Here is a 24131-nt window from a genome sequence, read left to right as displayed (position 1 = left end):
CCGCCGTTCGGGGTGGACGGGGGGACCAGGGGGGTGTGGACTAGTGCCATGCGTCACCCACTCTCGGTCCTCCTCGCCGCTCCCGCCGCGGCGGCTCTCGGTGTGGTGCTGGCCGCCGGGCCGGCCGCGGCCGCAGGCACTGTCACGGTGCCCGGACTGGCCTTCCCCGGCGGGCACGTGCGCCTGGCCTACGCCGGCTGCGAGGACTACTTCAGCGGCGCCGGCGCCCCTCTGGCGCGGATCAACCGCGGCCCCGGAGCCGCCCCGCTGGGGGAGCGGAGCGTCGGTTTCGAGTTGGCGCCGGGCACGGTCGCCGGTCCGGCGCACCGGGTCGACTCGCTGGCCGGCACCTCGGTCGCCGCGGTCCGGGTGCTGGCCCCCAGCGGCACCAGCGGGGCGGCCTACGTCTGGTACGCCGGGACCGACCTGGCCCCGGGCCAGGCGTGGAGCGGGCGCGCCGAGCTGTCCGTGGCGGCGGGCGGGTGGCAGGACGTCTCGGTGGCGGGTCTGCGCTACACCTGGACCGCCCACGACATGTCCACCGGCCGCCAGGTCCGCACGGGCGGCACCTCGACGATCGCGGACTTCACCGCCGGTCACGGTGGTGACGGCCCCGGGTGGTTCGTGCTGGGCTTCGGCTGCGGCGGCTCGTCGTTCAACGTGGACGCCTTCCGGGTCGGGGGCGACGCCGGCGTCACGACGTACGACTTCGAGGGAATGACACTGAGCGCGACCATCGACGGGCCTGCCCGGCGGGTCCGCGCCGGCGCCGAGGTCGAGCTCACCGGAAGCACCCGCGACTCCGGCGGTGAGATCACCGGACAGCCGATGACCCTCGAGGCCAGGGCCGCCGGACAGGCGCAGTTCCGCCCCGTCGGCGAGCCGGTCCTGCCCGGGGCGGACGGACTGGTGAGGACCACGGTGAAGCCGGAGCGCGACACCGACTACCGCTGGCGCACCGAGGAGACCGAGTACGCCGAGGGCGCGGTCTCGCAGACGCTGTCGATCGCCGTCAAGGGTGCGCGGGACGCCAAGCCGAAGCGGGAGCCGAAGTCGAAGCGGGAGCCGAAGCCGGAGCGGGAGCCGAAGTCGGAGCCCGAGCAGTCTGCGGAGCCGAGCACCGAGCCCGAGCCGAGCGCCTCGCCGAGTGCCTCGCCGAGCGCGTCGCCGAGTGCCGCGCCGTCGCCCAGCCCTGAGACGGAGACGCCGGAGCCTGCGCCGAAGGCGACGCCCACCCCGACCCCGTCGCCCACCCCGACGCCGTCGCCGACGCCGACGCCGAAGCCGAAGCTGTCCAAGCTGCCGTCGCCCTCGCCGAGTCCCTCGCCCTCGCCCTCCGTCGAGCCGACCGGATGAGCGAGCTCTTCACCCCCCTCACGCTGCGTGGACTGACGATCCGCAACCGGGCGTGGGTGGCGCCGATGTGCCAGTACTCGGCCGTCGAGGGCGTCCCGCAGGACTGGCACCTCGCCCACCTGGGGTCGTTCGCGCGCGGCGGCGCGGGGCTGGTGCTGACCGAGGCCAGCGCGGTGCTGCCCGAGGGGCGGATCTCCCCGGTGGACGCCGGCATCTGGAACGACGAGCAGCAGGCGGCGTGGTCGCGCATCGTCGACCTGGTCCGCGCCCAGGGTGCCCGCGCCGGGATCCAGCTGGCCCACGCCGGTCGCAAGGCCTCCACCCTTCCGCCGTGGGAGGGACGCGGCATCGTCGCCGACGCCGACGGCGGGTGGCAGCCGGTCGCGCCGTCGGCGGAGCCCTATCCGCAGATGCGTGAGCCACAGGCCCTCGACGCCGACGGCATCCGGGCCGTGGTCGACGCGTTCGGCCGGGGTGCCGAGCGCGCCGTGGCGGCCGGCTTCGAGGTCGTCGAGGTGCACGCGGCGCACGGCTACCTGCTGCACGAGTTCTACTCGCCGCTGTCGAACCACCGCACCGACGAGTACGGCGGCTCGTTCGAGAACCGGGTGCGCCTCCTGCTCGAGGTGGTCACCGAGATCCGCGGGCGGATCCCGGAGCGGATGCCGCTGCTGGTGCGGATCTCGGCCACCGACTGGATCGGGGGCGGTTGGAGCGTGGAGGACTCCGTCCGGCTCGCCCGGCTGCTCCAGCCAGCGGGCGTCGACCTGGTCGACGCCTCCTCCGGGGGCAACGCCCCCGCCCGCATCGACCTGCAGCCGGGCTACCAGGTGCCGCTGGCCCAGCGGATCCGCGCCGAGGCCGGCATGCCGACCGGGGCCGTCGGGCTGATCACCGAGCCCAAGCAGGCCGAGGAGATCGTCGCCAGCGGTGCCGCCGACGCGGTCCTGCTGGCCCGGGTGATGCTGCGTGAGCCGCACTGGCCGCTGCGCGCCGCCCACGAGCTCGGCGTGGAGATCGGCCAGGGCATCGACTGGCCGCGACAGTACCTGCGTGCGGCGCTGGACTGATGCCGCACCGCAGTGCCCTGCTCGGCGCCTTCGTCGCCGTGCTGCTCACCACCACGCCCGCTGTGCCGGCTGTGCCCGCCGCGCCCGCCGTGGCGGAGCCGCAGGTCACCGGCTACGCGGTCGGCGGCACGCCGGACCGCGTCATCGGCCGCGACGCCGACGCGCTGAGCACCGTCGGGGTCGCCGCGGTCTCCCTCTCGGCCGACGGGCGGCGCGTGGTGGCGCCCAGCAGCGGCGTGCGGAGCCTGCTGCGCAGCGCGCACCGGCGCGGCCTGCGCGCCGAGCTGCTGCTCAGCAACTGGAGCAACCGGCTCGAGGGCTTCGACCCGCGCGCCGCCGCCCGGCTGCTGCGCAACGACATCCACATCGACCGGGTCGCCCGGACCCTGGCCGACTGGGTGATCACGCAGGGCTGGGACGGCATCTCGGTCGACCTGGAGGGGCTGGGCCCTCGCCAGGGCGCGGGTCTGGTCACGCTGGTGGACGCGCTGCAGGCGCGGATGCCGGCACAGCGGACGGTCTCGGTGTGCGTCAGCGCGCGGACCTCCGCCTCGGGCTACCGCAACGGCGGCTACCGGCTGGCTGCGCTGGGCCGCTCGGCGGACACCATCGCGCTGATGACCTACGACCAGCACGGGCCCACCTGGTCGGGGCCCGGTCCGATCGGCGCCCTGGCCTGGCAGCGCCGCTCGCTGGCCGCCGCGGTCGCGCTCGCGCCGCGCACCAAGATCGATCTCGGGGTCGCCGGGTACGGCTACTCCTGGCCCCGGCGCGGCACCGGTCGCATGCTGAGCACCGCGGCCGCACGCAGGCTGGTGCACCGCGACGGCGCCCGGGCCCGCTGGCGCCCGGCGATGGGGGAGTGGACCGCGCGGCTCTCGGACGGGACCGTGCTGTGGTGGTCCGACGCCCGCTCGTACGCCCTGCGCGCCCGGTTGGCCCGGCGCCAGGGGCTGCACGGGCTGGCGCTGTGGCGGCTGGGGTCGGCCGACCCGTTCTGAGGCCGCTCGGTCGGGCGGTGACATCATGGACCCAGCGCCTCGAGAGGAACTCCATGAGCGACCTGCCCAGCACCCAGCCCCGCCGCCAGCGGCACCTGATGGATCCCGCCAACCTCCAGGCCAGCCAGGTGTCCACGGGCGGGATGAGCATCAGCAACGTGCAGAAGTGGGTGATGTCCACCCTCGCGGTGACCACGATCCTGCACCTCGCCGGCGGGCTGGTGCTGGCCGCGCGGATGATGGACACCATCGACTTCGCCGGTCAGATCGGGCTGGTCGTGATCGCCAGCGTGCTCGGCGTGCTGGCGATCTTCGCCGGGCTCCTCATCCACCAGCACCGGCTGCTGAGCAAATGGCTGCTGGTGGCGCCGGCGCTGGCGGCCGTCTTCGCCTGGCTGGTCTTCGGCCTCTGAGCGGCGTCACCGGCACCGCACCGACCCCAGCCGCGCCAGGCCCTCCCGGTCGCCCGGGCCGAACGCGGTGACGCCGCCGCTGCTGTCGGCGTTCATCAGCTCGTAGGGGTCGTCGACGTGGGCGAGGCCGACCAGGTGTGCGAGCTCGTGGTCCACGATCGCCTGCGCCATGGCGTACCCGTCGGGGCGGGCGGCCAGGCGGGTGAAGGCGTCGCGGTCGAGTGCCACCATGCCGGTCACGTAGCGCATCGCGGTGCGCCCGGCGCCCACCGCGGTGCTCCCGCCGATGCCGGCGACGTCTCCGGCCAGCGCGGGGAGCTCCTCCGCGCTCGACCACCCCACCAGGACGGGGTCGGAGTGCGCGGGGGAGCGGACGGCCGTGCGGTCGGTGAAGTCGCGGTCGTCGGTGGTGCCCTCGACCTCGAAGCGCAGACCGGTCGCCGCCGCCACGCGGTCGATGCCGGTCGCGATCAAGGCGCTCCCGCCGGGTGGGGCGCCCTCGGGGTTCACCACCACCCGGACCGGGTGGCACGGGTCGTAGCCGACCGGCTGGTCGCTGCCGCTCTGGGTCAGGCTGAACGCGTACCGGCCCTCGCCGTGGGGGACGTCGGGAGCGGCCTCGAGCCGTGCACCGCCGTAGCCCGCCAGCGCGCGCAGGGTGCGCGTGGTTCCGTCGGGGTCCAGCAGCACCAGGCCGGCCAGCAGCAGCACCACGACCAGGCTGCCGGCGGCTCCGGCCGACGTGCCGCGCCGTTCGGTCCCCATCCGCACATGGTGCGCCATCCACGCTGCGCGCGCGAGGCCTGCGCGCTGACCGGTGGGGCTCAGCTGCGCAGGAACCCCGTCACCAGCTCCTGGTAGCCGGGCGCGGTCATCAGGAACGAGTCGTGTCCCCAGGGCGCGCTGATCTCGTGGCGGCGGACCGGGACGCCCCCGGCGCGCAGCGCGTCGGCGAGGCGGACCGAGTGCTCGGTGCCGAAGCGCCAGTCGGAGTCGAAGGAGATCACCAGGAACCGGGTCCCGCCGCCGGCCACCCGCTGCGCCGTCCCCGGCTCGGCGAACGGGTCGAAGTAGTCCATCACCCGGGTGAAGTACAGGTAGGACAGCGCGTCGAAGCGCTCCAGGAAGACCGAGCCCTGGTGCTCGAGGTAGGACTCGATGGCGAAGTCCACCCCGAACCCGCCGCCGAGCGCCTCGCGCTGCGGGCGGCGCCCGAAGCGCTCCTCCAGGCCCCGCTCGGACATGTAGGTCAGGTGGGCCATCATCCGGGCGATCGCCATCCCCTGGCTCGGCCCGGCGCCGTCGTCGTAGTCACCCTGCGCGAAGCCGGGGTCGCCGGTGATCGCGGCCCGGGCGACCGCGGAGAACCCGATGTTCATCGCGGTCAGCCGGCCGCTCGCGGCGACGACGACGGCGCGCTCGAGCTCGTTGGGGGCGTCGATCGCCCACTGCAGCACCTGCATCCCGCCCAGCGAGCCGCCGATCGCCGCGTGCAGGCGCCGTACGCCGAGGTGGGCGGCCAGCCGCCGGTGCACGGCGACCAGGTCGCGCATCGTGAGCTGCGGGAAGTCGAGTCCGTAGCGCCGTCCGGTGCTCGGGTCGATCGAGCGGGGACCGGTCGTCCCGCGGCAGCCGCCGAGCAGGTTGGGCGAGATCACGAAGAAGCGCTCGGTGTCCACGGGCAGGCCGGGGCCGACCATCGTGGACCACCAGTCGGCGGCGTGCGCGTCCCCGGTCAGGGCGTGGCAGACGAAGACGGCGTTCGAGCCGTCGGCGGCGAGCGTCCCGTAGGTCTCGAAGGCCACCTCGACCTCGCTCAGACACGAGCCGTCGGCGAGCACCAGCGGGTCCTCCTCGGTGAACAGGAGGACCCGCTGGCCGGCAGGGCGAAGCGGCACCTCAGCTGCTCTTGGCCAGCGCCTGCTCGAGGTCGGCGATGATGTCCTCGACGTGCTCGATGCCGATCGAGAGCCGCACCATGTCCTCGGGCACGCCGGCCGCCACCAGCTCGTCGGGGGTGAGCTGGGAGTGGGTGGTGGTGGCGTTGTGGATCGCCAGCGACTTGGCGTCGCCGATGTTGGCCAGGTGGCTGAAGAGCCCGAGCGCCTCGATGAAGGTCTTGCCGCCCTCGCGCCCGGACTTCAGGCCGAAGCTGACCAGGCCGCCGTACCCGCGCCCGGTGAAGGTGCGGTCCGCGACCTCCTTGTAGGCGCTGTCCTCGAGCCCGGGGTAGCTGACCCAGGACACCGCGTCGTGGCCCTGGAGGTACTTCGCAACGCTCAGCGCGTTCTCGCTGTGCCGCTCCATGCGCAGGTGCAGCGTCTCCAGGCCCTGCAGGAACAGCCAGGCGTTCATCGGGGTGGTCGCCGCCCCGGTGTTGCGCAGCAGCACGGTGCGGGCGCGGACGATGTAGGCGAGGTTGCCGACGGCCTCGGTCCACACCACGCCGTGGTAGGCGTCGTCGGGCGAGGTCAGCCCCGGGAAGCGCTCGGAGTGCGCGGCCCAGTCGAAGTTGCCGGAGTCGACGATGATGCCGCCGATGGAGGTGCCGTGCCCGCCGATGTACTTCGTGGCGGCGTGCACCGCGACGTCCGCGCCGAGGTCGAAGACCCGGCACAGGTACGGCGTGGGGGCGGTGTTGTCGACGATCAGCGGCAGGCCCTGGGCGTGTGCGGCGTCGGCCCAGGCGCGGATGTCGACGACGTTGATGCGCGGGTTGCCGACGGTCTCGGCGAAGACCAGCTTGGTCCGCTCGTCGACCGCGGCGGCCAGCTCCTCGGGCTTCTCGGGGTCGACGAAGCGGACCTCGATGCCGAACTGCGGCAGCGTGTGCGCGAACAGCGCGTAGGTGCCGCCGTAGAGCGTGGAGAGCGCCACGATGTTGTCGCCGGTGTAGGTCAGGTTGAGCACGGCGTACGTCGTCGCCGCGGAGCCCGAGGCGGTGGCCAGCGCGCCCACCCCGCCCTCGAGCTGGGTCATCCGCTCCTCGAAGACCGACTGGGTGGGGTTCATGATGCGGGTGTAGATGTTGCCGGGCTCGGCCAGCGAGAACAGGTTGGCGGCGTGCTCGGTGTCGTTGAAGACGTAGGACGTGGTCTGGTAGATCGGCACGGCGCGGGCGTTGGTGGCGGGGTCCGCCTCCTCCTGGCCGGCGTGCACCGCGATGGTCTCCGGGCGGTGGGTCACAAGCGACTCCTTCGTTCTGTCGGGCTGCCCGTGCAGCGTGCTCCGAAATCCCGGCGCCGAGATCGGGGTCTCACGAAGTGGTACTCGCCGCGGGCGGGCTAGGGTGCCCACCGTGCGGCGCGGCGTGGGACCAACGGTGTGGAACACCTTCATCGAGGGCGACAGCCTCGAGGTGCTGCCCACCCTGGTGGCGCAGGCGCGGACCCGCCCGGAGTCGGCCTTCGACCTGGTCTACATCGACCCGCCCTACAACACCGGCAACGACTTCGCCTACCGCGACGACTTCCGCGGGGACCGCGCCGACGGCACCCGCCGTACGACCCGGCACGCGGCGTGGACCTCGATGATGCGACCCCGCCTCGAGCTGGCCCGCGAGGTGCTCAAGCCGTCCGGGGCGATCTTCCTCAGCATCGACGACAACGAGGTGGCCCACCTGCGGCTGCTGATGGACGAGGTGTTCGGCGAGGAGAGCCTCATCGCCCAGGTGGTGGTGAGCCTGAACCCCAAGGGGCGCCAGCTCGGGCCGTTCTTCGCGACCAGCCACGAGTACCTGCTGGTCTACGCCCGCGACATCCGGCTCTGCGCGCTCGACGCCACCTCGGCGGAGACGGTGGTGGCCGCCGACTTCCCGCTCGTCGACCCCGACGGGCGGCGCTACCGCCGGCTCCCGCTGCGCAACACCAACAAGCGCTTCAACCCGGTGACGGCGCGGACCCTGCACTACCCGCTGTGGGGGGACCCGGTCAGCGGCCGGGTGGCCACCGCGCCGTTCGAGGACGCCGCCGAGATCAGGCCGGTCTTCGGCGACGGCACGCCCGCCGTGTGGCGCTGGTCGCGCCCGCTGGTCGACGAGCGCCCCGACGACCTGCTGTGCCGGGTGGTCAAGGGCCGCCTGGGCCAGCGCGTCGACGTCTTCCAGAAGGACTGGCTGCACCCGGACCGGCGCAAGAAGCTGCCGACGATCTGGCTGCCCGACGAGATCGGCTCCACCGACTCCGCGGTGGCCGAGCTCAAGGACATCGTCGGGCACGTCTTCGAGACCCCGAAGCCCACCGGGCTGCTGCGCCGGGTGGTCGCGACCATGCCGAGCGACGCCCGGGTGCTGGACTTCTTCGCCGGCAGCGGCACGACGGGGCACGCGGTGGCCCTGCTCAACGCCGAGGACGGCGGCACCCGGCACTGCACCAGCATCAACATCGCCGAGCCCACCCGGGAGGGCTCCAACGCCCGCGCGGCCGGGTTCGCCACCGTCTCGCAGATCACCCGGGCCCGGCTGCAGGCCGTGGCCGAGCGGGTCGGCGGCGGGCTCGAGGCGCACCCGCCGGCCGACTGAGCCGGCTAGACGACCGCCTTCTCCAGCGCGGCGAGCTCGTCGTCGAGGTGGGCGAGCAGCCGCTGCAGCCGGGGCACGGTGCGCCGGCAGCCGGTCAGTCCGAAGCCCATCTTCCCGGCGTAGGAGGTGCAGGTGATGTTCAGGGCGATGCCGTGGATCGGGATCGACAGCGGGTAGACGCCGTCCAGCCTGGCTCCGTTGAGGTAGTGGGTATCACGGGGGCCCGGCACGTTGCTGATGATCAGGTTGAACGGCGGGCGGGTCAGCCCCTGCATGCCCAGCATCGGGGTGAGGATCGAGGGCGCCACTCCCAGCGCGCTCATCGCCAGGATCTGCAGCGGCGTCATCGAGGACAGCGCCTGCTTGCCGGTGGCCATCGAGCGGTGGATCGCGTGCAGCCGATCCGCCGGGTCGCTCAGGTCGGTGGCCAGCCCGACCATCACCGCGCCGACCGCGTTGCCGCCCTCGGCGGAGGCGCTCTGGGCCTGCTTGGCGTTCAGGCCCACCGGCACCATCGCCACCAGCGGGGTGTCGGGCAGCTCGCCCTGCTCCTTGAGGTAGCCGCGCAGGGCGCCGCTGCACATGGCGAGGACCACGTCGTTGATCGTGGTGCCGGTGGCGGCGCCGATCGCCTTCATCCGCTCGACCGGCCAGTCCTGGGCGGCGAAGCGTCGCGAGCCGGTGATCGTCTGGTTGAGGATCGTGCGGGGGGCGTAGAGGGAGAGCGCGGACGTCTCGTTGCGGATCCCGCGGTTGAGGGTGCGCAGCAGGGCGGCGGGCAGGCCGGCCGCCTCCGCGCTGATCGCGAGGCCCGAGCGCAGTGCGTTGAGCGGGACCTCGGCCAGGGTGGCCGCGGCCGGGCGCACGGCCGGCTGCCGGCTGGGCGGAGGTGCGCCCCAGGGCGGCGGCATGTCGCGGCGGTCGGGGTCGGTGCTCAGCACGCTCTGCAGCAGGCGGGTTGCCGAGACCCCGTCGACCAGGGCGTGGTGCATCTTCGTGTACATCGCGAAGCGGCCGTCGGCCAGTCCCTCGATCAGGTAGGCCTCCCACAGCGGGCGCTCCGGTGCCAGCCGCATGCCGTGCACCCGCGAGCACAGCTCGAGCAGCTCACGGATCCGGCCCGGGACGGGCAGCGCCGCGTGCCGCACGTGGTAGTCGATGTCGAACAGCTCGTCGGGGGCCCACACCCACTGCCCGCCCGTGCGCAGGGAGCGGTGCGGTCGCTTGCTGAACAGCGGGCTGATCTCGGCGACGTCGCGCATCTGCTCGTAGACGCCCGAGACGTAGTCGGGCCCGGCGCCCTCGGGGGTGGTGAAGAGCTGCAGGCCGCCTACGTGCATCGGCATGGCGCGGTTCTCCGCGAACAGGAATCCCAGCGACGTCGGGTCGAGCGGTGTGGCCACGGTGTTCCCCCCAGGTGAGCGAGCTCTGATACTGACGTGAGGTGACGCTGTTCACAAGGGCGAAAATCGGGCTGCAAGACCCATGACGAGCCGCTGAGCATCCACAGGGCGCCCCGGCGTCCTCGTCCTCCACAGGCCACCGCACGGTCCGGCCACCGGGGCCGCCGGCTCCCTAGCGTGGCGGTGCGCCGGATCGGCCGGCGTGCTGAGGGCAGGAGCTGAGCAGATGAAGAGACTCATTGCGACGAGTACGGCGCTCGTGGTGCTGGCGCTGGCCGGGACCGGGGCGGCGCTGGCCGATTCCGGTCCCGGCTGGACGCCGCCCGGCGACACGATCGTGGAGATCACCGGGGACAAGGCGAACGGGTTCGAGATCCGCCACTACGACGGCACGGAGGTCTTCCCGCCCACCGACTCCGAGGCCAGGGCCGAGTGCGGGGAGTACGACACCCGGGTCCAGCGCGTGCGCTGCCGCACCGCGGTGCGGGTCTGGTACCGCGAGCTGGGCCGGATGAAGACGGCGCTGACCTGGGCGCAGCTCTCGCGCGGCTGAGCCGCTCGGAGGCCCGGTCGTGGTGGGGGATCGCTCTGGCAGGATCTGAGGCATGGAGCCGAACCCGCTCGACCGGGCCTGGAGCCGGGGCCGCACCTCGCTGCGGGCACGCCTGAAACGGCTGCGCGCCAAGTCGTGGGCGATCGCCCAGTGCGCGATCGCGGCGGGTGTCGCCTGGTTCATCGCGGCGGACCTGCTCGACCACCCGATCCCCTTCTTCGCCCCGGTGGCGGCCGTGCTCAGCCTCGGCACGTCCTACGGCCAGCGGCTTCGCCGGGTGGTCGAGGTGGCGATCGGGGTAGCGGTGGGTGTGTTCGCCGGTGACGTCCTGGTGGCGCAGGTGGGGGCCGGCTGGTGGCAGCTGACGCTGATCGTGGCGCTGGCGATGTCGGCGGCCTTCCTGCTCGACGGGGGGCAGCTGTTCGTGAACCAGGCGGCCATCCAGTCGATCGTGGTCACCACCTTGGTGCCCGACCCCGGGGCCGGGCTGATCCGGTGGACCGACGCGCTGATCGGCGGCGCCGTCGCGCTGGTCGCGGCCACCGTCGTCCCGGCGGCCCCGCTGCGGCGCCCGCGGGAGGAGGCGGCCGTGGTGGTGCGCAAGATCGCCCGGCTGCTGCGCGCCGCCGGCGAGGTGATGGTCGACGGCGAGGTCGAGCCCGCGCTCGAGCTGCTCACCGACGCCCGCTCCACCGACTACCTGATCCGCGAGCTGCAGGCTGCCGCCGACGAGGGGCTCTCGGTGGTGGCCTCCTCGCCCTTCCGGGTCCGCCACAAGGGCGACCTGCGCCGGATGGCCGACATGGTCGAGCCGCTCGACCGGGCCCTGCGCAGCACCCGGGTGCTGGTGCGCCGCACGGCGGTCGTCGCCTACCGGCGCCAACCGGTGCCGCGCTCCTACGCCAAGCTGTGCGACGAGCTCGCCGACGCGGCGCAGGAGGTGGCCGCCGAGCTGGACGCCAACCGGACGCCGGTGGGGGCGCAGGACGCCCTGCTCAAGGTCGCCGCCGGGACCGGGCAGGTGGAGCGCACCGACGAGCTGGTCATCGAGGTGGTCCTGGCTCAGATCCGCTCGGTGATCGCCGACCTGCTGCTGCTGACCGGGATGAGCCAGCTGGAGTCCACCGACGCCCTTCCGCCCCCGCGCCGGTGAGGGGTCGTGAGCGCCGTGGAGTGGGTCCTGCACGTCGACCTCGACCAGTTCATCGCCGCCGTCGAGGTGCTGCGCCACCCCGAGCTCGAGGGCCTGCCCGTGGTCGTCGGAGGCAACGGCGACCCCACTGAGCGCGGCGTCGTGGCCACCGCGTCGTACCCGGCCCGAGAGTTCGGCGTGGGGTCGGGGATGCCGCTGCGGGTGGCCGCGCGCAAGTGCCCCGACGCGGTCTTCCTGCCGGTGGACAAGGACGCCTACGAGGCGGCCTCCGCCAAGGTGATGGCCACGCTGCGTGACCTGGAGTGGGGCGGGGTGCCGGTGGTGGTGCAGGTGCTCGGCTGGGACGAGGCGTTCCTGGCCGCCGGGCCGGGCCACGGCCCGCTCGGCGAGCCGGAGGAGTTCGCGCGGCGGGTGCGCGAGGCGGTGCTCGCCGCGACCCGGCTGCACTGCTCGGTCGGGATCGGCGACAACAAGCTGCGCGCCAAGATCGCCACCGACTTCGGCAAGCCGCGCGGGACGTGGCGCCTGACCGAGGAGAACTGGTTCGCGGTGATGGGGGAGCGCGGCCCCGAGGCGCTGTGGGGGATCGGGCGCAAGACCGCCGCCCGGCTGGCGGCGATCGGGATCACCACGGTCGCCGAGCTGGCCGGCGCCGACCCCGCCGAGCTGGCCGAGCGGCTCGGCCCCACGATGGGGCCGTGGTACCGGCGGCTGGGTCGCGGTGTGGACTCCAGCCCGGTTGACGCCACGCCGTACGTGGCGAAGGCGCACGGGCGCGAGCAGACCTTCCAGCGCGACCTCGAGGACTGGGGCGAGGTCGAGCGCGAGGTCGCGGCGCTGGCCCGCCGGGTCGTCGAGGACGTCGACCGGGAAGGGCGTCCGGCGGTGCGGGTCGGCATCAAGGTGCGCTACCGGCCCTTCTTCACCGTGACCCGCAGCCTGACCCTGCCCGCGCCCAGCAACGACCCCGACGCGCTCGCCGCCGCGGCGCTCTCGCTGCTGGACCGGGTCGAGCGCGACCGCCCGGTCCGGCTGCTCGGGGTGCGCCTGGAGATGGTGGACCCGCGCTGAAGACCGGTGCGGCTCGCCGGCGCAGCGCTCACTCGGTCCGCAGGTTCCCTGCCGCGGTCGCGCTGAGGGTCCAGGGCCGGACCAGGCGCACCGCGGCGTGGACGGCGACCCACACGAGCGCGGGGAGGACGACGAGCGTGACCGCGCTGCACAGGGCCCAGCCGAGGCTGGCGGTGTCGGGGGAGGCGCCGACGACCGCGATGCCGAGCAGGGCGCCGGCCAGGGTCACCGGCACGGCGACGAGCCCGGCCTCCCACCGCTGGGCCCGCACGATCAGGTCGTGCGGCGCGCCCAGGGCCGACAACGCGGCGACGGCCCGTTTGCGGTCCAGCAGCGACTCGACGGAGTGGACCGCCAGCGAGCCCACCACGGTGGCCAGGGCGAGCAGCAGTGCGAGGGCGGCCAGGACCGCGCCGACGAGGTAGTAGCCGGCGTCGTCGTCCGCCATGGTGGCGACCTCGGAGACGAAGGCGGTCCCGCCGCCGGCCACCAGGCCGACCCCGCCCAGCGCCGCGGCGGCCCGGCCGGCGGGCCGCGGGTCGGCGACCAGGCGGCGCGCGGCCAGCAGGACGTGGGCGCTGCGGGCTCGCTCGGCGACCGCCCGGCCGACCGCGTACGCCGTCCAGGGAGCGAGGCTGACCAGGCCCAGCACGAGCAGGAGCACCGCCAGCAGCGGGAGGACCGCGGCGGCCTCGGCGGACAGCGTGGTGTAGCCGAAGGTGTACCCGAGCCCGCACGCCAGCCCCGCCGCCACCAGAAGCAGGCCCCAGGGCCGCGGCCTGGGCCGAGCCGATCGCCGGATGAGGCCGAGGGGGCTGACGACGACGCGGCGCCCGGCCAGGGCGCCGGTTCCCACCCCCAGCAGCGTCACGGCCGCGACGACGACGAGCAGCTGCCACCACGTCGGTACCACGGAGGTCGGCACGATCCGCAGCGAGAGTGTCTCCTGCCAGGCTCCGCCGTCCACGGAGCGGGTGTAGGCCAGGTTGCCGCCCAGGACCAGGCGCAGCAGCCAGTAGACGCCGATGCCGCCGAGCGCGCCGATCAGGGCCGGCACGCCGACCTCGACCGCGCCGATGCGCCGGACCTCGCCCGGCGTGGCCCCGGCCAGCCGCAGCGCCGCGAGGCGGCGCTCGCGGGCGGAGGTGCCCAGGCGGACGGCCTGGTGGAGCAGGAGCAGCGGCGCCAGGCCGAGCAGCAGGGTGCTGAGCGCGTAGCCGCCGCGGGTGCCGGGGTCGGCCACCACGTCGTAGAGATGCTCCTGGGGCTCTCCGGGCAGCGAGAGCACGGTGACGACCACGAGCAGCAGGCCGGAGACCGCGGCCGTGCACGCTGCCAGCAGCAGCGCGCGACCCCGGCCGCCGGCCAGGGCGAGCCGCAGTGCCAGGCGGGTCACTGGACCAGCCCGTCGCGCAACCGGACCTCGCGGTCGGCACGTGCGGCCACCCGGTTCTCGTGGGTCACCATGATCACGCTCGCGCCGGTGTCGCGGGCGGCGCCGAGCATGGTCTCCAGGAGCTGCTCACCTGCCACCGTGTCCAGCGCGCCGGTCGGCTCGTCGGCGAAGAGGACCTGGGGGCCGGTCACCAGAGCCCGGGCCACGGCCACCCGCTGGCACTCGCCGCCGGATAGCTCGCCGGGAAGCGCGTCGGCCAGGCCGAGCGCGCCGAGCCGCTCGAGCCAGCCCAGCCCCACCCGCTCGGCCGGTCCGCGCTCGTGTCGTTCGAGGAGCAGCGGGAGCGTGACGTTCTGCACCGCGGTCAGCTCGGGGACCAGCTGCCCGAACTGCAGCACCACCCCGAACTGGCGCCGCCGCAGCCGCGTGCGCTGCGCCTCGGGGAGGTCGTCCAACCTGGCCCCGGCGAAGCGCACCTCCCCGGACTCCGGGCGCAGGATGCCCGCCAGCGACAACAGCAGCGTCGACTTCCCGCTGCCCGAGGGGCCGGTGATCGCGACCGACTCGCCGGCCCCCACCTCCAGGCTGACGCCCCGCAGCGCCTCGGTGCGGCCGTACGCCTTGCGCACGCCGCGTGCCTCGATCAGGATCTCGCTCACGTCTGGGCCCCCGTGTCCTCGGTCGGTCACTGTCTGTTCTGCTGGCTCTGGGTGGTCTGCTCGGTGACCCGCTCGGCGGCCGTCTCCAGCCACCTCAGGTCCGCGTCCAGGTGGAACACCGTGTGGTCGACGGCGATCCGTCCGGCCGGGTCGGTGGTCGCGCGCTGCAGCGCCAGCAGCTCGCGCATCCGGGTCAGGTGGACCGCGCGCTGGCGCCGCAGGAAGGCGCCCGCGTCCGCCCCCAGCCTCAGCGCGGTGACGGTCTTGCGCACCAGCTCGTCGGCGGCGTACGGGCCGGCCGGCTCGCTGGTCGCCAGCCACGCGTGCAGCTCGGCGCGCCCCGCCTCGGTCAGCGCATAGACCGTCCGGGTCGGCCCGCCGTCCTGCGCCGTCTCGAGCACCTCGACCCAGCCGTCGCGCTCGAGCCGCTGCAGGGAGGCGTAGACCTGGCCGAACGCCAGCTCCTTCGCCGCCGGGAAGCGGGAATCGTGCTCGCGCTTGAGGTCATAGCCGTGCGCCGGTCCGGAGACCAGGAGGCTGAGAAGCACGTGGGACACACTCACGTCGGCGACTATACGCGCAGTGAATACACTGAGTGAATAGTTGCGGACGCGAGGGCCGGCCGGTCTGGACCGCCGCCTCAGAGGCTGGCGCGCAGCTCGGCCACCACCGAGTCGACGACCGCCTTCAGGTCGCCGTCGTGCGCGGCGGCCACCGCCCGCTGACGCTGGTACGACGCGCCGCGGCGCGGGATCTCGGCGACCGCGCGCAGCTCGTCGGCGCAGCCCAGGCGCCGCGCCACCGGGGTGAGCCGCTCGAGCAGGTCGTCGAGGTCCTCGGTGATCAGCCGCTCATGGGAGTCGGCGTCGAGGATGATGATCGCGTCCAGCCCGTAGCGTGCGGCGCGCCACTTGTTCTCCTGCACGTGCCACGGCGGCATCACCGGCAGCGTCTCGCCGGCGGCCAGCCGGGTGTCGAGGTCGACGACCAGGCAGTGCATCAGCGCGGTCAGGGCGGCGAGCTCCCCGATGTCGGAGATGCCGTCGCAGACCCGGTTCTCGAGCGTGCCCAGGTGCGGCGCCGGGCGCATGTCCCAGCGGATCTCCGAGAGGTCCTCGATCACCCCGGTGGTCAGCTGGTCGTGGGCGAACGCCTCGAACTCCGACCAGCGCTGGAACTGGAAGGGCAGCCCGGCGGTCGGCAGCTGCTGGAACATCAGCGCCCGGTTCGAGGCGTAGCCGGTGTCGGTGCCCGACCACACCGGCGAGGAGGCCGAGAGCGCCTGCAGGTGCGGGTAGTAGTTGAGCAGCGACGAGAGCACCGGCATCACCCGGTCGCGCTCGGGCAGGCCGACGTGCACGTGCACGCCCCAGATCAGCATCTGTCGCCCCCACCACTGGGTGCGGTTGATCAGCTCCTCGTAGCGGTGACCCGGGGTGAGCTGCTGGCCCGACCAGGTGCCGAAGGGGTGGGTGCCGGCGCCGAACAGGTCGACGCCGAGGTCGTCGGCGGCGGGCAGCACCGCCGCGAGGGACTGGCGCAGGTCGGCCATCGCATCGCCGACGGTGTCGCAGATCCCGGTGACCAGCTCGATGGTGTTGCGCAGCAGCTCCTTGTGGAGCCGCTCGGGGTTCTCGTGGCGCGGGCGCGCCGCGTCGAGCAGCTCCGAGGCGGTGTTGCTCAGGTCGCGGGTCTGCTTGTCGACCAGGGCCAGCTCCCACTCCACCCCGAGGGTCGGCCGGGGGGAGCCGTGGAAGTCGATCCGCACGAGGCAAGCCAAGCACATGGGGGAAGGAGTCGTTTTGAGTGCCCCCGCCAGCGCCTGCCACCATGCGTTCATGCCTGAGGCGCGCGTACTGAACCTGACGCTCGATTTCTGCCTGCGGGTGGGCGAGCTGCTGCTGTCCTCGGGCGCCGGAGCCGCCGATGTGACCGCCACCATGCAGTCCCTGGCCCGGCATCTGGGCGTGCGTCACCCCGATCTGGATGTGACGTTCACCTCCCTGTCGATGTCCTACCAGCCGAACCCGGAGGACCCGCCGCTGGTGCTGATCCGCCAGGTCAAGCAGCGCGACATCGACTACGAGGACCTCACCCTGGTCGACCACCTGGTGCGCGACGTGCTCACCGACAAGGTCGACCTGATCGAGGGCCGCGCGCGGCTGGCCCGGATCTTCAGCTCCGGCCACGGCACCCCGCGGTGGGCGGTCACGCTGGGCTGGGGCCTGATGTGCGCCGGCGTCGCGATCATGCTCGGCGGGAACCTGCTGGTGGTGGTGAGCGCCTTCCTCGCCGCCGCGGTCATCGACCGGCTGCAGCAGCAGCTGGCCCGGCACCGGCTGCCGTTCTTCTACCAGCAGATCGCCGGCGGTTTCGTGGCCACCGTGCTGGCCGCCCTGGCGGCGGCCACGCCCCTGGACGTGGACCCCTCCCTGGTGGTGACCGCGAACATCATCATGCTGCTCGCCGGCATCGGCTTCATGGGCGCGCTGCAGGACGCGCTGACCGGGTTCTACGTCACCGCCGGCGCCCGCATCACCGAGGCGCTGCTCTCCACCGCGGGCATCATCGCGGGGGTCAGCGGCGGGCTCACCCTGGCCGGGCTCGCCGGCGTCCAGGTCGGACGGATCGAGAGCCCGGTGCTCACCTGGCAGACGATCGGGATGGTCGCCTTCGGCAGCGCGCTGTGCGCCTCGGCGTTCGCCTTCGCCTCCTACGCGCCGCGTCGCTCGCTGATCCCGATCGCGGTGATCGCCGGGCTCGCGGCGCTGATCGCGCAGGGGCTGGCGATGCAGGGGCTCGGCCGGGCCTGGGGCACCGCCACCGCGGCGTTCTTCATCGGCCTGGTCGCCTACGCCGTCTCGGGTCGCGTCCTGGTCCCGCCGCTGGTGGTGGTCGTCTCCGCCGTCGTGCCGATGCTGCCCGGCCTGTCGATCTACCGCGGCCTGTCGCTGCTCACCGAGGGCGGCTTCCAGACCTCGGCGGGGCTGCTGGCCCTGATCACCGCCGCCTCGGTGGCGATCTCGCTGGCCTCCGGGGTGATCCTCGGCGAGTACGTCGCCCAGCCGCTCAAGCGGGAGGCGCGGCGCCTGGAGAGCCGGCTCGCGGGTCCTCGCCTGGTGGGGCCGCTGCGGGTGCGCACCGTCCGCAAGCGCGCGAGCTGAGCGGCCCCCGGGGGACGGCGGTCGCTACAGCGCGGCGAGCCGGTCCAGCCAGATCTCGGCGCTGCCGTCGTACGGCGCGGCCCGCCGGGTCAGCGCCGCGCGGACCTGGTCGCAGCTGCGCGAGGCGGCCGCGATCAGGTCGTCGGAGTACCCCAGCGAGGTGCGGTGCTGGGCGAACTCGTCCTCGTCGTCGACCCACACCCGCCCGGTGATGCCGCGCACCACGTCGAGGTCGAGGTCGACGGCGCCGACGGTGGGCCCGTCCCAGAACGGCGGCGTGGTGATGTCGACGTAGACGTCGACCACCCCGCCGGGGCCGTGGAACGTCGAGACCGCCCACTGCTCCTCGGGCAGCCAGACCACCTGGTCGACCGGGGCGACGTACTCCGCCCCGGGACGCGACATCGGGGTGCCCGCGCGGACCCCCACCCAGTCGCCGAACTCGTCGGCGCCGAGGAAGACCGCCTGGTAGGCCCAGTGCGGCGCGTCGCGCCACTTGGTCATCACGACGTCGACCGGAGTCCCTGGATGCATGCCCAGGTGTGCCCGCTCCCGGGCCGGCTCACACCACCTTGGCGGGAAGCACCCGTTTGCCGACCCGGGCCACGACGTCCTGGTAGCGCGAGCCCAGCACCCGGCCCAGCTGGTGCAGCGCATGGGCGTCGGCGCCCACGAGCACTCTGGCCTTGTCGGCGAGGATCCCCGCGACGATGATCTCGGCGGCCCGCTCGGGGGTCATCCGGGCCAGCTTCTCGTCGAAGAACCGGGCGGTGGCGCTCTGGTCCTCGGCCGCGCTGACCCGCGCGCTGCGGGCGATCGCGGTCTTGATCCCGCCGGGGTGGACGGCCGTCACCGCCACCCGGTGCCCGGCGATCAGCATCTCCTGGCGCAGCGACTCGGTGAACCCGCGCACGGCGTACTTGGTGGCGTTGTAGGCGCTCTGCCCGGGCATCGAGACCAGGCCGAAGAGCGAGGAGAGGTTCACGACGTGGCCGTCGCCGGAGGCGATCAGGTGGGGGAGGAACTCCTTGGTCCCGTGCACCACGCCCCAGAAGTTGATGTCCAGGATCCAGGCCATGTCGGCGTAGTCCAGGTCGGTGACGTCCCCGGCCAGGGCGACCCCGGCGTTGTTCACCACGACGTTGACCCGGCCGTAGTGCGCCACCACCGCGCGGGCGTAGGCCGCGAACGCGTCGCGGTCGGAGACGTCGAGCCGGGCGCTGTGCACGGCCGGGGCGCGCTCGGCCTCGAGCAGCTCGACGGTGCGGGCCAACCCGGCCTCGTCGACGTCGGAGAGCGCGAGCAGCGCGCCGCGGCGGGCGGTCTCGAGCGCGAGCGCGCGGCCGATCCCGGAGCCGGCGCCGGTGATCACGACGACCTTGCCATCGAGTGTCTTCATGCCAGGTAGGCCTCTCGGTCGGTGCGGACGGGGGCCTGCACGCCGTACGCCGCGACGTCGAAGCGGCGCAGCTGGCGGCGGAAGGTGAAGGTGGACTTGGGCCACAGGGTGACGTTGCGTCCGTGGTCGTCGAGGTACCAGCTGGCACAGCCGCCGGCGCTCCACACGGTGCGCTTCATCCGGCGCTGCAGGTCGTCGTTCCAGCTGCGCTGCGCCCGGGCCAGCGGCTCGACGGTGTCGTAGCGGTTGAGTCGCATGGTCCGGATCGCGTCGCAGATGTAGGCGATCTGCGATTCGATCACGAAGACCATGCTGGAGTGGCCCAGGCCGGTGTTGGGCCCGACCACCAGGAACAGGTTGGGGAAGCCGTGCACGGTGGTGCCCTTGTAGGCCGCCATCCCCTCCTCGGCCCACACCTGGGCCAGGGTGCGCCCGTCCCGGCCGGTGATCACCTCCGAGATCGGCAGGTCGGTGGTGTGGAAGCCGGTGGCCACGATCAGGACGTCGATCTCGCGCTCGGTCCCGTCGCGCCCGATGATCGAGGTCGGGGTGATCCGCTCGATCCCGTCGGTGACCAGCTCGGTGTTGTCCGCATCGAGGGCGGGGTACCAGGCGTTGGAGATCAGGATGCGCTTGCAGCCGATCGCGTAGTCGGGGGTGACCTTGCGGCGCAGCTCGGGGTCGGTGACGCCGCGGGCGATGTTGGCCAGCGCCAGCTTCTTGGCCGGCAGCGCGATCCGGGGGTCGATCGTGAAGGCGGGCACGTAGAGCTCGCGTCCCCAGTAGATCGCCGTGCGGTAGAGCTTCTGGAGCGCCGGGACGTGCTGGAACAGCAGCCGCTCGGCGCGGGTGTAGCGCCGGTCGTTGCGCGGGATCACCCACGGTGCGGTGCGCTGGTAGACGTCGAGGTGGCCGGCCACCTTCTGCACCTCGGGCACGATCTGGATCGCCGAGGCGCCGGTGCCGATGACCGCGACCCGCTTGCCCGTCAGGTCCACGTCGTGGTTCCAGTCCGCGGAGTGGAAGACCTCCCCGGCGAAGGACTCGATGCCGTCGATGTCGGGCAGCTTGGGCTCGGAGAGGCCGCCGGCCGCGCTGATCACGTGGCGCGCGCTCCACGCGCCGTCGCTGGTGCTGACCTGCCAGCGCTGGGTCGTCTCGTCGTAGGTCACGGCCTGCACGGTGGTGTCGAACCGGAAGCGGTCCAGCACCCCCGACTCGCCCGCCACCCGGCGGATGTAGGCCTGGATCTCCGGCTGCGGCGAGAACGACATCGACCAGTCGGGGTTGGGCGCGAACGAGAACGAGTAGAGCTGGCTCGGCACGTCGCACGCGGCGCCGGGATAGGTGTTGGCGCGCCAGGTGCCGCCGACATCGCTGCCCTTCTCGATGACGACGAAGTCGTCCTCGCCCTGCTCGGCGAGCTTGATCGCCGTGCCGAGGCCGCCGAAGCCGGCGCCGATGACGAGGTGGTCGACGTGCTGGAGGTCGGTCATGGGGCGTCACGCTAGTGGCGTTATTGAAAATCCGTCAATAGGATGGGTCCCGTGACCGCGCCCACACGCACCCGCCTGTCCAAGGAAGACCGACGCGCCCAGCTGCTCGACCTCGGCGTGCGGCTGCTGGCCACCCGCTCGCTCGACGAGATCTCCATCGACGTCCTCGCCGAGGAGGCCGGCATCTCGCGCGGGCTGCTCTACCACTACTTCGGCAACAAGCACGACTTCCACCGGGCCGTCGTACGACGCGCGGCCGACGACCTGATCGCCACCACCGCGCCGCCCGCGACCGGGGACCCGCTGGAGCGCCTGCTCACCTCGATCGCCGGGTACGTCGACTACGTCGAGGCCAACTACCAGGGCTACCTGTCGCTGGTGAAGGGCGCGGCCAGCGGCGACCAGGCGCTGCGCGAGATCTACGAGGAGGCGCGCTCGGCGCTGACCGACCGGATCTTCGCCGAGGACGCCGAGGGCGTGATTGTCCCCGACACGCCCGCCGCCCGGCTGATGGTCCGGGGCTGGTCGGCGATGACCGAGGAGCTGGTGCTCACCTGGGCCGTGGACCGGCGCGGAGTCAGCCGCGAGGAGCTGCTCGGCGCCCTGGCCGGGTCGCTGCCGGCGCTGGTGGAGGTGCTGCACTGACCCGGGCCGAGGGAAGCTGGGGAGACGGCACCGCCCGCACCGTCGGCGCACGGGGACGTGGACGGGGCGGGCGGGCTCGGATGGACTCCGGGAGCTCCGAGGTGGTCCCACACGAGCGGGAGACGCGAGGGGCCTCGGTGGGCCAGGTGTCCGACCGCCTCCACGGTGCCGCAGAGCGGACGGTTCCGGACCCCGACCGGGGGCGATATACCGAATTTTCGCCTAGCCAGCGCTGACCACGGCCTCGAGCTGGTCCAGGCCCCAGTGCAGGTCGGCCTCGTCGATCATCAGCGGCGGCGCGAGCCGGATCGTCGAGCCGTGGGTGTCCTTGGCCAGGACGCCGCGCGCCATCAGCGCCTCGCACACCGCCCGCCCGGTGCCGACCGACGGGTCGATGTCGACCCCGGCCCACAGGCCGCGGGTGCGCACGCCGACGACGCCGTGGCCGCGCATCGCCTCGAGCCGGTCGTGCAGCACCTTGCCGAGCTCGCTCGCGCGCTCCTGGTACTCGCCGCCTGCCAGCAGGCCGACCACGGCCCGGCCGACCGCGCAGGCCAGGGCGTTGCCCCCGAACGTGCTGCCGTGCTGGCCGGGGTGCAGCACGCCGAGCACGTCCCGGTCGGCCACCACGGCCGAGACCGGGACGATGCCGCCGCCCAGTGCCTTGCCCAGGATGTACATGTCGGGGACGACGTCCTCGTGGTCGCAGGCGAACGTGCGCCCGGTGCGGCCCAGGCCGGCCTGGATCTCGTCGGCGGCGAAGAGGATCCCGGCGCGCGTGCAGGCCTCGCGCACACCGCGCAGGTAGCCGTCGGGCGGGATGACCACGCCGCCCTCGCCCTGGATGGGCTCGATCAGCACCGCGACCGTCTTCGGGGTGATCGCGGCCTCGAGCGCGGCGAGGTCGCCGAAGGGCACCATCCGGAAGCCCGGTGCGAAGGGGCCGAAGCCGCCGCGTGCCTCGGGGTCGTCGGAGAAGCCGACGATGGTCGTGGTCCGGCCGTGGAAGTTGCCCGAGGCGACGATGATCTCGGCGCGGTCGGGGGTCACGCCCTTGACGTCGTAGCCCCACTTGCGGGCGACCTTGATGGCGGTCTCCACGGCCTCGGCGCCGGTGTTCATCGGCAGCACCAGCTCCTTGCCGGCGAGGTCGCCGAGCTCGGCGCAGAAGGCGCCGAACTGGTCGTGGACGAAGGCGCGGCTGGTCAGGGTGAGCCGGTCGAGCTGCTCGTGCGCGGCGCGCAGCAGGTCCGGATGCCCGTGGCCGAAGTTCAGCGCCGAGTAGCCGGCCAGCAGGTCCAGGAAGCGGTTGCCGTCGACATCGGTCATCCAGGCACCCTCGGCGCTGGCCACCACCACCGGGAGGGGGTGGTAGTTGTGCGCCGTGCGCGCCTCGGCCTCCTCGACGAGGGCGGGCCCCCGCGGCGTGGCAGCCTCGTGCATGGGAACGGTGTCGACGGATGCCGTCATGGTGTCGCCTCCTCGATGGTGCCGGGTGTCGGCGAAGATTGTCCGACAATCACTCTGTTGGCAGCGTAACGCGAGGGCCCTCGTCGTCGGCGACCCGCACTGCGATCCTGCTCACGTGGTGGTGCTCCACCCCCTGGACCACCAGCTCGCGGCCCTCCACCTCCACCCGGTCGCCGGGCTCGGCCAGGCGCCCCAGCCGGGCCACCACGAAGCCCGAGGCGGTCTCGTAGGGCCCCTCGGGCAGGTCCACCCCGGTCTGCTCAGCGAACTCCTCCAGGGACAGCATCGCGTCGACCACGGCGACCCCGTCGCGCACCACGCTGGCGGCGGGCGCGGGCGCGTCGTACTCGTCGCGGATGTCGCCGACCAGTTCCTCGACCAGGTCCTCGAGGGTGACGATGCCGTCCGTGCCGCCGTACTCGTCGACCACGAGCGCGATGTGCACCTCCTCGGCGCGCAACCGGCTCAACGAGGGGATCAGCCGGTTGGTGCCCGGCAGCCGGACGATGGGGCGGGCCAGCTCGGCCACGGTGGCGGACGGGGCGGCGTCGAGCAGGTCGCGCACGTGCAGGAAGCCCCGGACGTCGTCGAAGCTCTCGCCGGTCACCGGGTAGCGCGAGTACGGGCTGGCGCGCACCACCTCGACGGCCTCGCGCACGGTCGCGTCCCCGGGCAGGAACGTCACCTCCCGGCGCGGGCGCATCACCTCGGTGAGGCGGCGCCCACCGGCGTCGAAGACGTCGTCGAGGATGCGCCGCTCGTCGGGGGTGAGGTCCTCGTGGGAGAGGACCAGCTGGCGCAGCTCCTCGGAGGTGATCCGCTCGGTGCCGGCCTCCGGGTCGCCGCCCAGCAGCCGGACCACGGCGTTCGTCGAGGCCGACAGCGTCCAGATCACCGGGCGCATCACGGTGGCCACCCGGTCCAGCGGCGGGGCGACCAGCAGCGCGGTCCCCATGGAGCGCTGCAGGGCCAGGCGCTTGGGCACCAGCTCTCCGAGGACCAGCGAGAGGTAGGCGATGGCCAACGTGAGAGCGACCAGCGCCAGGGTGGGCGCGAGCACCTCGGGCACCCCGAGCGCCTCGAGCGCCGGCACGAAGTCCGGCGCCAGCCGCGACGCGCCGTACGCCGCGGACAGGAAGCCCATCACCGTCACGCCGACCTGGACGGTGGCCAGGAAGCGGTTGGGGTCGCGGGCCACCCGGGCCACCCGGGCGCCGCGCGGGCCCTGGGCCTCGAGACGGCGGATCTGGCCCTCGCGCAGGGAGACCAGGGCCATCTCGGTGCCCGCGAAGACGCCGCCCACCAGGACGAAGGCGATCACCAAGGCGATGTTCAGCCAGGTGTCCTGGTCCATGCCTCCAAC

The 24131-nt window shown here is 73.5% G+C and carries 23 protein-coding genes; 10 read left to right on the top strand and 13 right to left on the bottom strand.

Annotation, left to right across the window (positions count from 1 at the left end; genetic code table 11):
* The first annotated feature begins 48 nt into the window (after positions 1–48).
* From AC6EI4_RS07770 to AC6EI4_RS07755, 4 genes are read left to right on the top strand one after another with little or no spacing between them, the layout of a single operon-like run.
* Entirely contained in the window at positions 49–1356 is a 1308-nt protein-coding gene (locus AC6EI4_RS07770) for a hypothetical protein (RefSeq protein WP_498451109.1), read from the top strand.
* Positions 1353–2426 carry an NADH:flavin oxidoreductase/NADH oxidase gene (locus tag AC6EI4_RS07765; protein ID WP_498451108.1) on the top strand — a complete coding sequence of 358 codons (1074 nt, stop codon included), beginning with the start codon at positions 1353–1355 and terminating at the stop codon, positions 2424–2426. The genes AC6EI4_RS07770 and AC6EI4_RS07765 overlap by 4 nt, the downstream gene beginning before the upstream one ends.
* Complete coding sequence (locus AC6EI4_RS07760; RefSeq protein ID WP_498451107.1) at positions 2426–3427, top strand: glycosyl hydrolase family 18 protein; 1002 nt, start codon at positions 2426–2428, stop codon at positions 3425–3427. Before AC6EI4_RS07765 ends, AC6EI4_RS07760 begins: the two co-directional genes overlap by 1 nt.
* A gap of 53 nt (positions 3428–3480) precedes the next feature.
* Complete coding sequence (locus AC6EI4_RS07755; protein WP_498421101.1) at positions 3481–3840, top strand: hypothetical protein; 360 nt, start codon at positions 3481–3483, stop codon at positions 3838–3840.
* Positions 3841–3846: 6 nt separating this feature from the next.
* On the opposite strand, the gene AC6EI4_RS07750 is transcribed toward AC6EI4_RS07755, so the two are convergent.
* From AC6EI4_RS07750 to AC6EI4_RS07740, 3 genes are read right to left on the bottom strand one after another with little or no spacing between them, the layout of a single operon-like run.
* Positions 3847–4605 (bottom strand): hypothetical protein, encoded by a 759-nt coding sequence (locus tag AC6EI4_RS07750; protein WP_498451106.1) that lies wholly within the window; start codon positions 4603–4605, stop codon positions 3847–3849.
* 59 nt (positions 4606–4664) lie between these two features.
* Positions 4665–5738, bottom strand: a complete 1074-nt coding sequence (gene metX, locus AC6EI4_RS07745) for a homoserine O-acetyltransferase MetX (protein ID WP_498451105.1) — start codon at positions 5736–5738, stop codon at positions 4665–4667.
* 1 nt (position 5739) lies between these two features.
* The gene (locus AC6EI4_RS07740) at positions 5740–7026 is read right to left on the bottom strand and encodes an O-acetylhomoserine aminocarboxypropyltransferase/cysteine synthase family protein (RefSeq protein WP_498421106.1); all 1287 of its coding nucleotides are present in this window, start codon (positions 7024–7026) and stop codon (positions 5740–5742) included.
* Between the two features lie 136 nt (positions 7027–7162).
* Between AC6EI4_RS07740 and AC6EI4_RS07735 the strand changes: the two genes are divergently transcribed.
* A complete protein-coding gene (locus tag AC6EI4_RS07735; protein WP_498421108.1) occupies positions 7163–8359 on the top strand; it encodes a site-specific DNA-methyltransferase in 1197 nt (398 codons plus the stop codon).
* Positions 8360–8364: 5 nt separating this feature from the next.
* Here the strand turns inward: AC6EI4_RS07735 and AC6EI4_RS07730 are convergent, their stop codons facing one another.
* Positions 8365–9762, bottom strand: a complete 1398-nt coding sequence (locus AC6EI4_RS07730; protein WP_498451104.1) for a WS/DGAT/MGAT family O-acyltransferase — start codon at positions 9760–9762, stop codon at positions 8365–8367.
* Positions 9763–9988: 226 nt separating this feature from the next.
* Here AC6EI4_RS07730 and AC6EI4_RS07725 point away from each other — a divergent pair, with 226 nt between their 5' ends.
* The 3 genes from AC6EI4_RS07725 to AC6EI4_RS07715 are packed head-to-tail and all read left to right on the top strand — an operon-like array spanning position 9989 to position 12539.
* Positions 9989–10315: a hypothetical protein gene (locus AC6EI4_RS07725; protein WP_498421111.1), complete on the top strand. Its 327-nt coding sequence runs from the start codon at positions 9989–9991 to the stop codon at positions 10313–10315.
* A 52-nt stretch (positions 10316–10367) separates the two neighbouring features.
* Positions 10368–11468 (top strand): FUSC family protein, encoded by a 1101-nt coding sequence (locus AC6EI4_RS07720; protein WP_498421112.1) that lies wholly within the window; start codon positions 10368–10370, stop codon positions 11466–11468.
* 6 nt (positions 11469–11474) lie between these two features.
* Positions 11475–12539: a DNA polymerase IV gene (locus tag AC6EI4_RS07715; protein WP_498451103.1), complete on the top strand. Its 1065-nt coding sequence runs from the start codon at positions 11475–11477 to the stop codon at positions 12537–12539.
* Between the two features lie 28 nt (positions 12540–12567).
* On the opposite strand, the gene AC6EI4_RS07710 is transcribed toward AC6EI4_RS07715, so the two are convergent.
* The 4 genes from AC6EI4_RS07710 to AC6EI4_RS07695 form a co-directional block, all read right to left on the bottom strand.
* Positions 12568–13935, bottom strand: coding sequence for an FtsX-like permease family protein (locus AC6EI4_RS07710; protein ID WP_498451102.1), 1368 nt, complete (start codon positions 13933–13935; stop codon positions 12568–12570).
* On the bottom strand, positions 13932–14594 hold the full coding sequence (locus AC6EI4_RS07705) for an ABC transporter ATP-binding protein (RefSeq protein ID WP_498451101.1): 663 nt from the start codon (positions 14592–14594) through the stop codon (positions 13932–13934). Before AC6EI4_RS07705 ends, AC6EI4_RS07710 begins: the two co-directional genes overlap by 4 nt.
* A 26-nt stretch (positions 14595–14620) precedes the next feature.
* Entirely contained in the window at positions 14621–15157 is a 537-nt protein-coding gene (locus AC6EI4_RS07700) for a PadR family transcriptional regulator (RefSeq protein WP_498451100.1), read from the bottom strand.
* 77 nt (positions 15158–15234) lie between these two features.
* On the bottom strand, positions 15235–16362 hold the full coding sequence (locus tag AC6EI4_RS07695) for a glutamate--cysteine ligase (RefSeq protein WP_498451099.1): 1128 nt from the start codon (positions 16360–16362) through the stop codon (positions 15235–15237).
* Positions 16363–16432: 70 nt separating this feature from the next.
* Here AC6EI4_RS07695 and AC6EI4_RS07690 point away from each other — a divergent pair, with 70 nt between their 5' ends.
* Positions 16433–17758, top strand: a complete 1326-nt coding sequence (locus AC6EI4_RS07690) for a threonine/serine exporter family protein (protein WP_498421120.1) — start codon at positions 16433–16435, stop codon at positions 17756–17758.
* A 24-nt stretch (positions 17759–17782) separates the two neighbouring features.
* Here AC6EI4_RS07690 and AC6EI4_RS07685 read toward each other — a convergent pair whose 3' ends face one another.
* From AC6EI4_RS07685 to AC6EI4_RS07675, 3 genes are read right to left on the bottom strand one after another with little or no spacing between them, the layout of a single operon-like run.
* Entirely contained in the window at positions 17783–18292 is a 510-nt protein-coding gene (locus tag AC6EI4_RS07685) for a DUF402 domain-containing protein (protein ID WP_498451098.1), read from the bottom strand.
* Between the two features lie 28 nt (positions 18293–18320).
* Complete coding sequence (locus AC6EI4_RS07680) at positions 18321–19157, bottom strand: SDR family NAD(P)-dependent oxidoreductase (RefSeq protein WP_498421123.1); 837 nt, start codon at positions 19155–19157, stop codon at positions 18321–18323.
* Positions 19154–20653: a flavin-containing monooxygenase gene (locus AC6EI4_RS07675; RefSeq protein ID WP_498451097.1), complete on the bottom strand. Its 1500-nt coding sequence runs from the start codon at positions 20651–20653 to the stop codon at positions 19154–19156. The genes AC6EI4_RS07680 and AC6EI4_RS07675 overlap by 4 nt, the downstream gene beginning before the upstream one ends.
* A 42-nt stretch (positions 20654–20695) precedes the next feature.
* Here AC6EI4_RS07675 and AC6EI4_RS07670 point away from each other — a divergent pair, with 42 nt between their 5' ends.
* A complete protein-coding gene (locus tag AC6EI4_RS07670; protein WP_498451096.1) occupies positions 20696–21298 on the top strand; it encodes a TetR/AcrR family transcriptional regulator in 603 nt (200 codons plus the stop codon).
* A gap of 222 nt (positions 21299–21520) precedes the next feature.
* On the opposite strand, the gene rocD is transcribed toward AC6EI4_RS07670, so the two are convergent.
* Both rocD and AC6EI4_RS07660 read right to left on the bottom strand, forming a co-directional pair.
* Entirely contained in the window at positions 21521–22768 is a 1248-nt protein-coding gene (gene rocD / locus AC6EI4_RS07665) for an ornithine--oxo-acid transaminase (protein WP_498451095.1), read from the bottom strand.
* A 49-nt stretch (positions 22769–22817) separates the two neighbouring features.
* Positions 22818–24122, bottom strand: a complete 1305-nt coding sequence (locus AC6EI4_RS07660; RefSeq protein ID WP_498451094.1) for a hemolysin family protein — start codon at positions 24120–24122, stop codon at positions 22818–22820.
* Positions 24123–24131 lie beyond the last annotated feature (9 nt).

The organism is Nocardioides sp. Z43_10, from assembly GCF_059766615.1.
Note: the sequence above shows the minus strand (reverse complement) of the source record. Positions and strands in the feature narration are given on the sequence as shown.

What these genes read in the sequence shown, in the direction of transcription:
- AC6EI4_RS07770 (WP_498451109.1), top strand. Translation starts at nt 49, where the DNA reads ATGCGTCACCCACTCTCGGTCCTCCTCGCCGCTCCCGCCGCGGCGGCT.
- AC6EI4_RS07765 (WP_498451108.1), top strand. Translation starts at nt 1,353, where the DNA reads ATGAGCGAGCTCTTCACCCCCCTCACGCTGCGTGGACTGACGATCCGC.
- AC6EI4_RS07760 (WP_498451107.1), top strand. Translation starts at nt 2,426, where the DNA reads ATGCCGCACCGCAGTGCCCTGCTCGGCGCCTTCGTCGCCGTGCTGCTC.
- AC6EI4_RS07755 (WP_498421101.1), top strand. Translation starts at nt 3,481, where the DNA reads ATGAGCGACCTGCCCAGCACCCAGCCCCGCCGCCAGCGGCACCTGATG.
- AC6EI4_RS07750 (WP_498451106.1), bottom strand. Translation starts at nt 4,605, where the DNA reads ATGGGGACCGAACGGCGCGGCACGTCGGCCGGAGCCGCCGGCAGCCTG.
- AC6EI4_RS07725 (WP_498421111.1), top strand. Translation starts at nt 9,989, where the DNA reads ATGAAGAGACTCATTGCGACGAGTACGGCGCTCGTGGTGCTGGCGCTG.
- AC6EI4_RS07720 (WP_498421112.1), top strand. Translation starts at nt 10,368, where the DNA reads ATGGAGCCGAACCCGCTCGACCGGGCCTGGAGCCGGGGCCGCACCTCG.
- AC6EI4_RS07690 (WP_498421120.1), top strand. Translation starts at nt 16,433, where the DNA reads ATGCCTGAGGCGCGCGTACTGAACCTGACGCTCGATTTCTGCCTGCGG.
- AC6EI4_RS07685 (WP_498451098.1), bottom strand. Translation starts at nt 18,292, where the DNA reads ATGCATCCAGGGACTCCGGTCGACGTCGTGATGACCAAGTGGCGCGAC.
- AC6EI4_RS07680 (WP_498421123.1), bottom strand. Translation starts at nt 19,157, where the DNA reads ATGAAGACACTCGATGGCAAGGTCGTCGTGATCACCGGCGCCGGCTCC.
- AC6EI4_RS07675 (WP_498451097.1), bottom strand. Translation starts at nt 20,653, where the DNA reads ATGACCGACCTCCAGCACGTCGACCACCTCGTCATCGGCGCCGGCTTC.
- AC6EI4_RS07670 (WP_498451096.1), top strand. Translation starts at nt 20,696, where the DNA reads ATGGGTCCCGTGACCGCGCCCACACGCACCCGCCTGTCCAAGGAAGAC.
- rocD (WP_498451095.1), bottom strand. Translation starts at nt 22,768, where the DNA reads ATGACGGCATCCGTCGACACCGTTCCCATGCACGAGGCTGCCACGCCG.
- AC6EI4_RS07660 (WP_498451094.1), bottom strand. Translation starts at nt 24,122, where the DNA reads ATGGACCAGGACACCTGGCTGAACATCGCCTTGGTGATCGCCTTCGTC.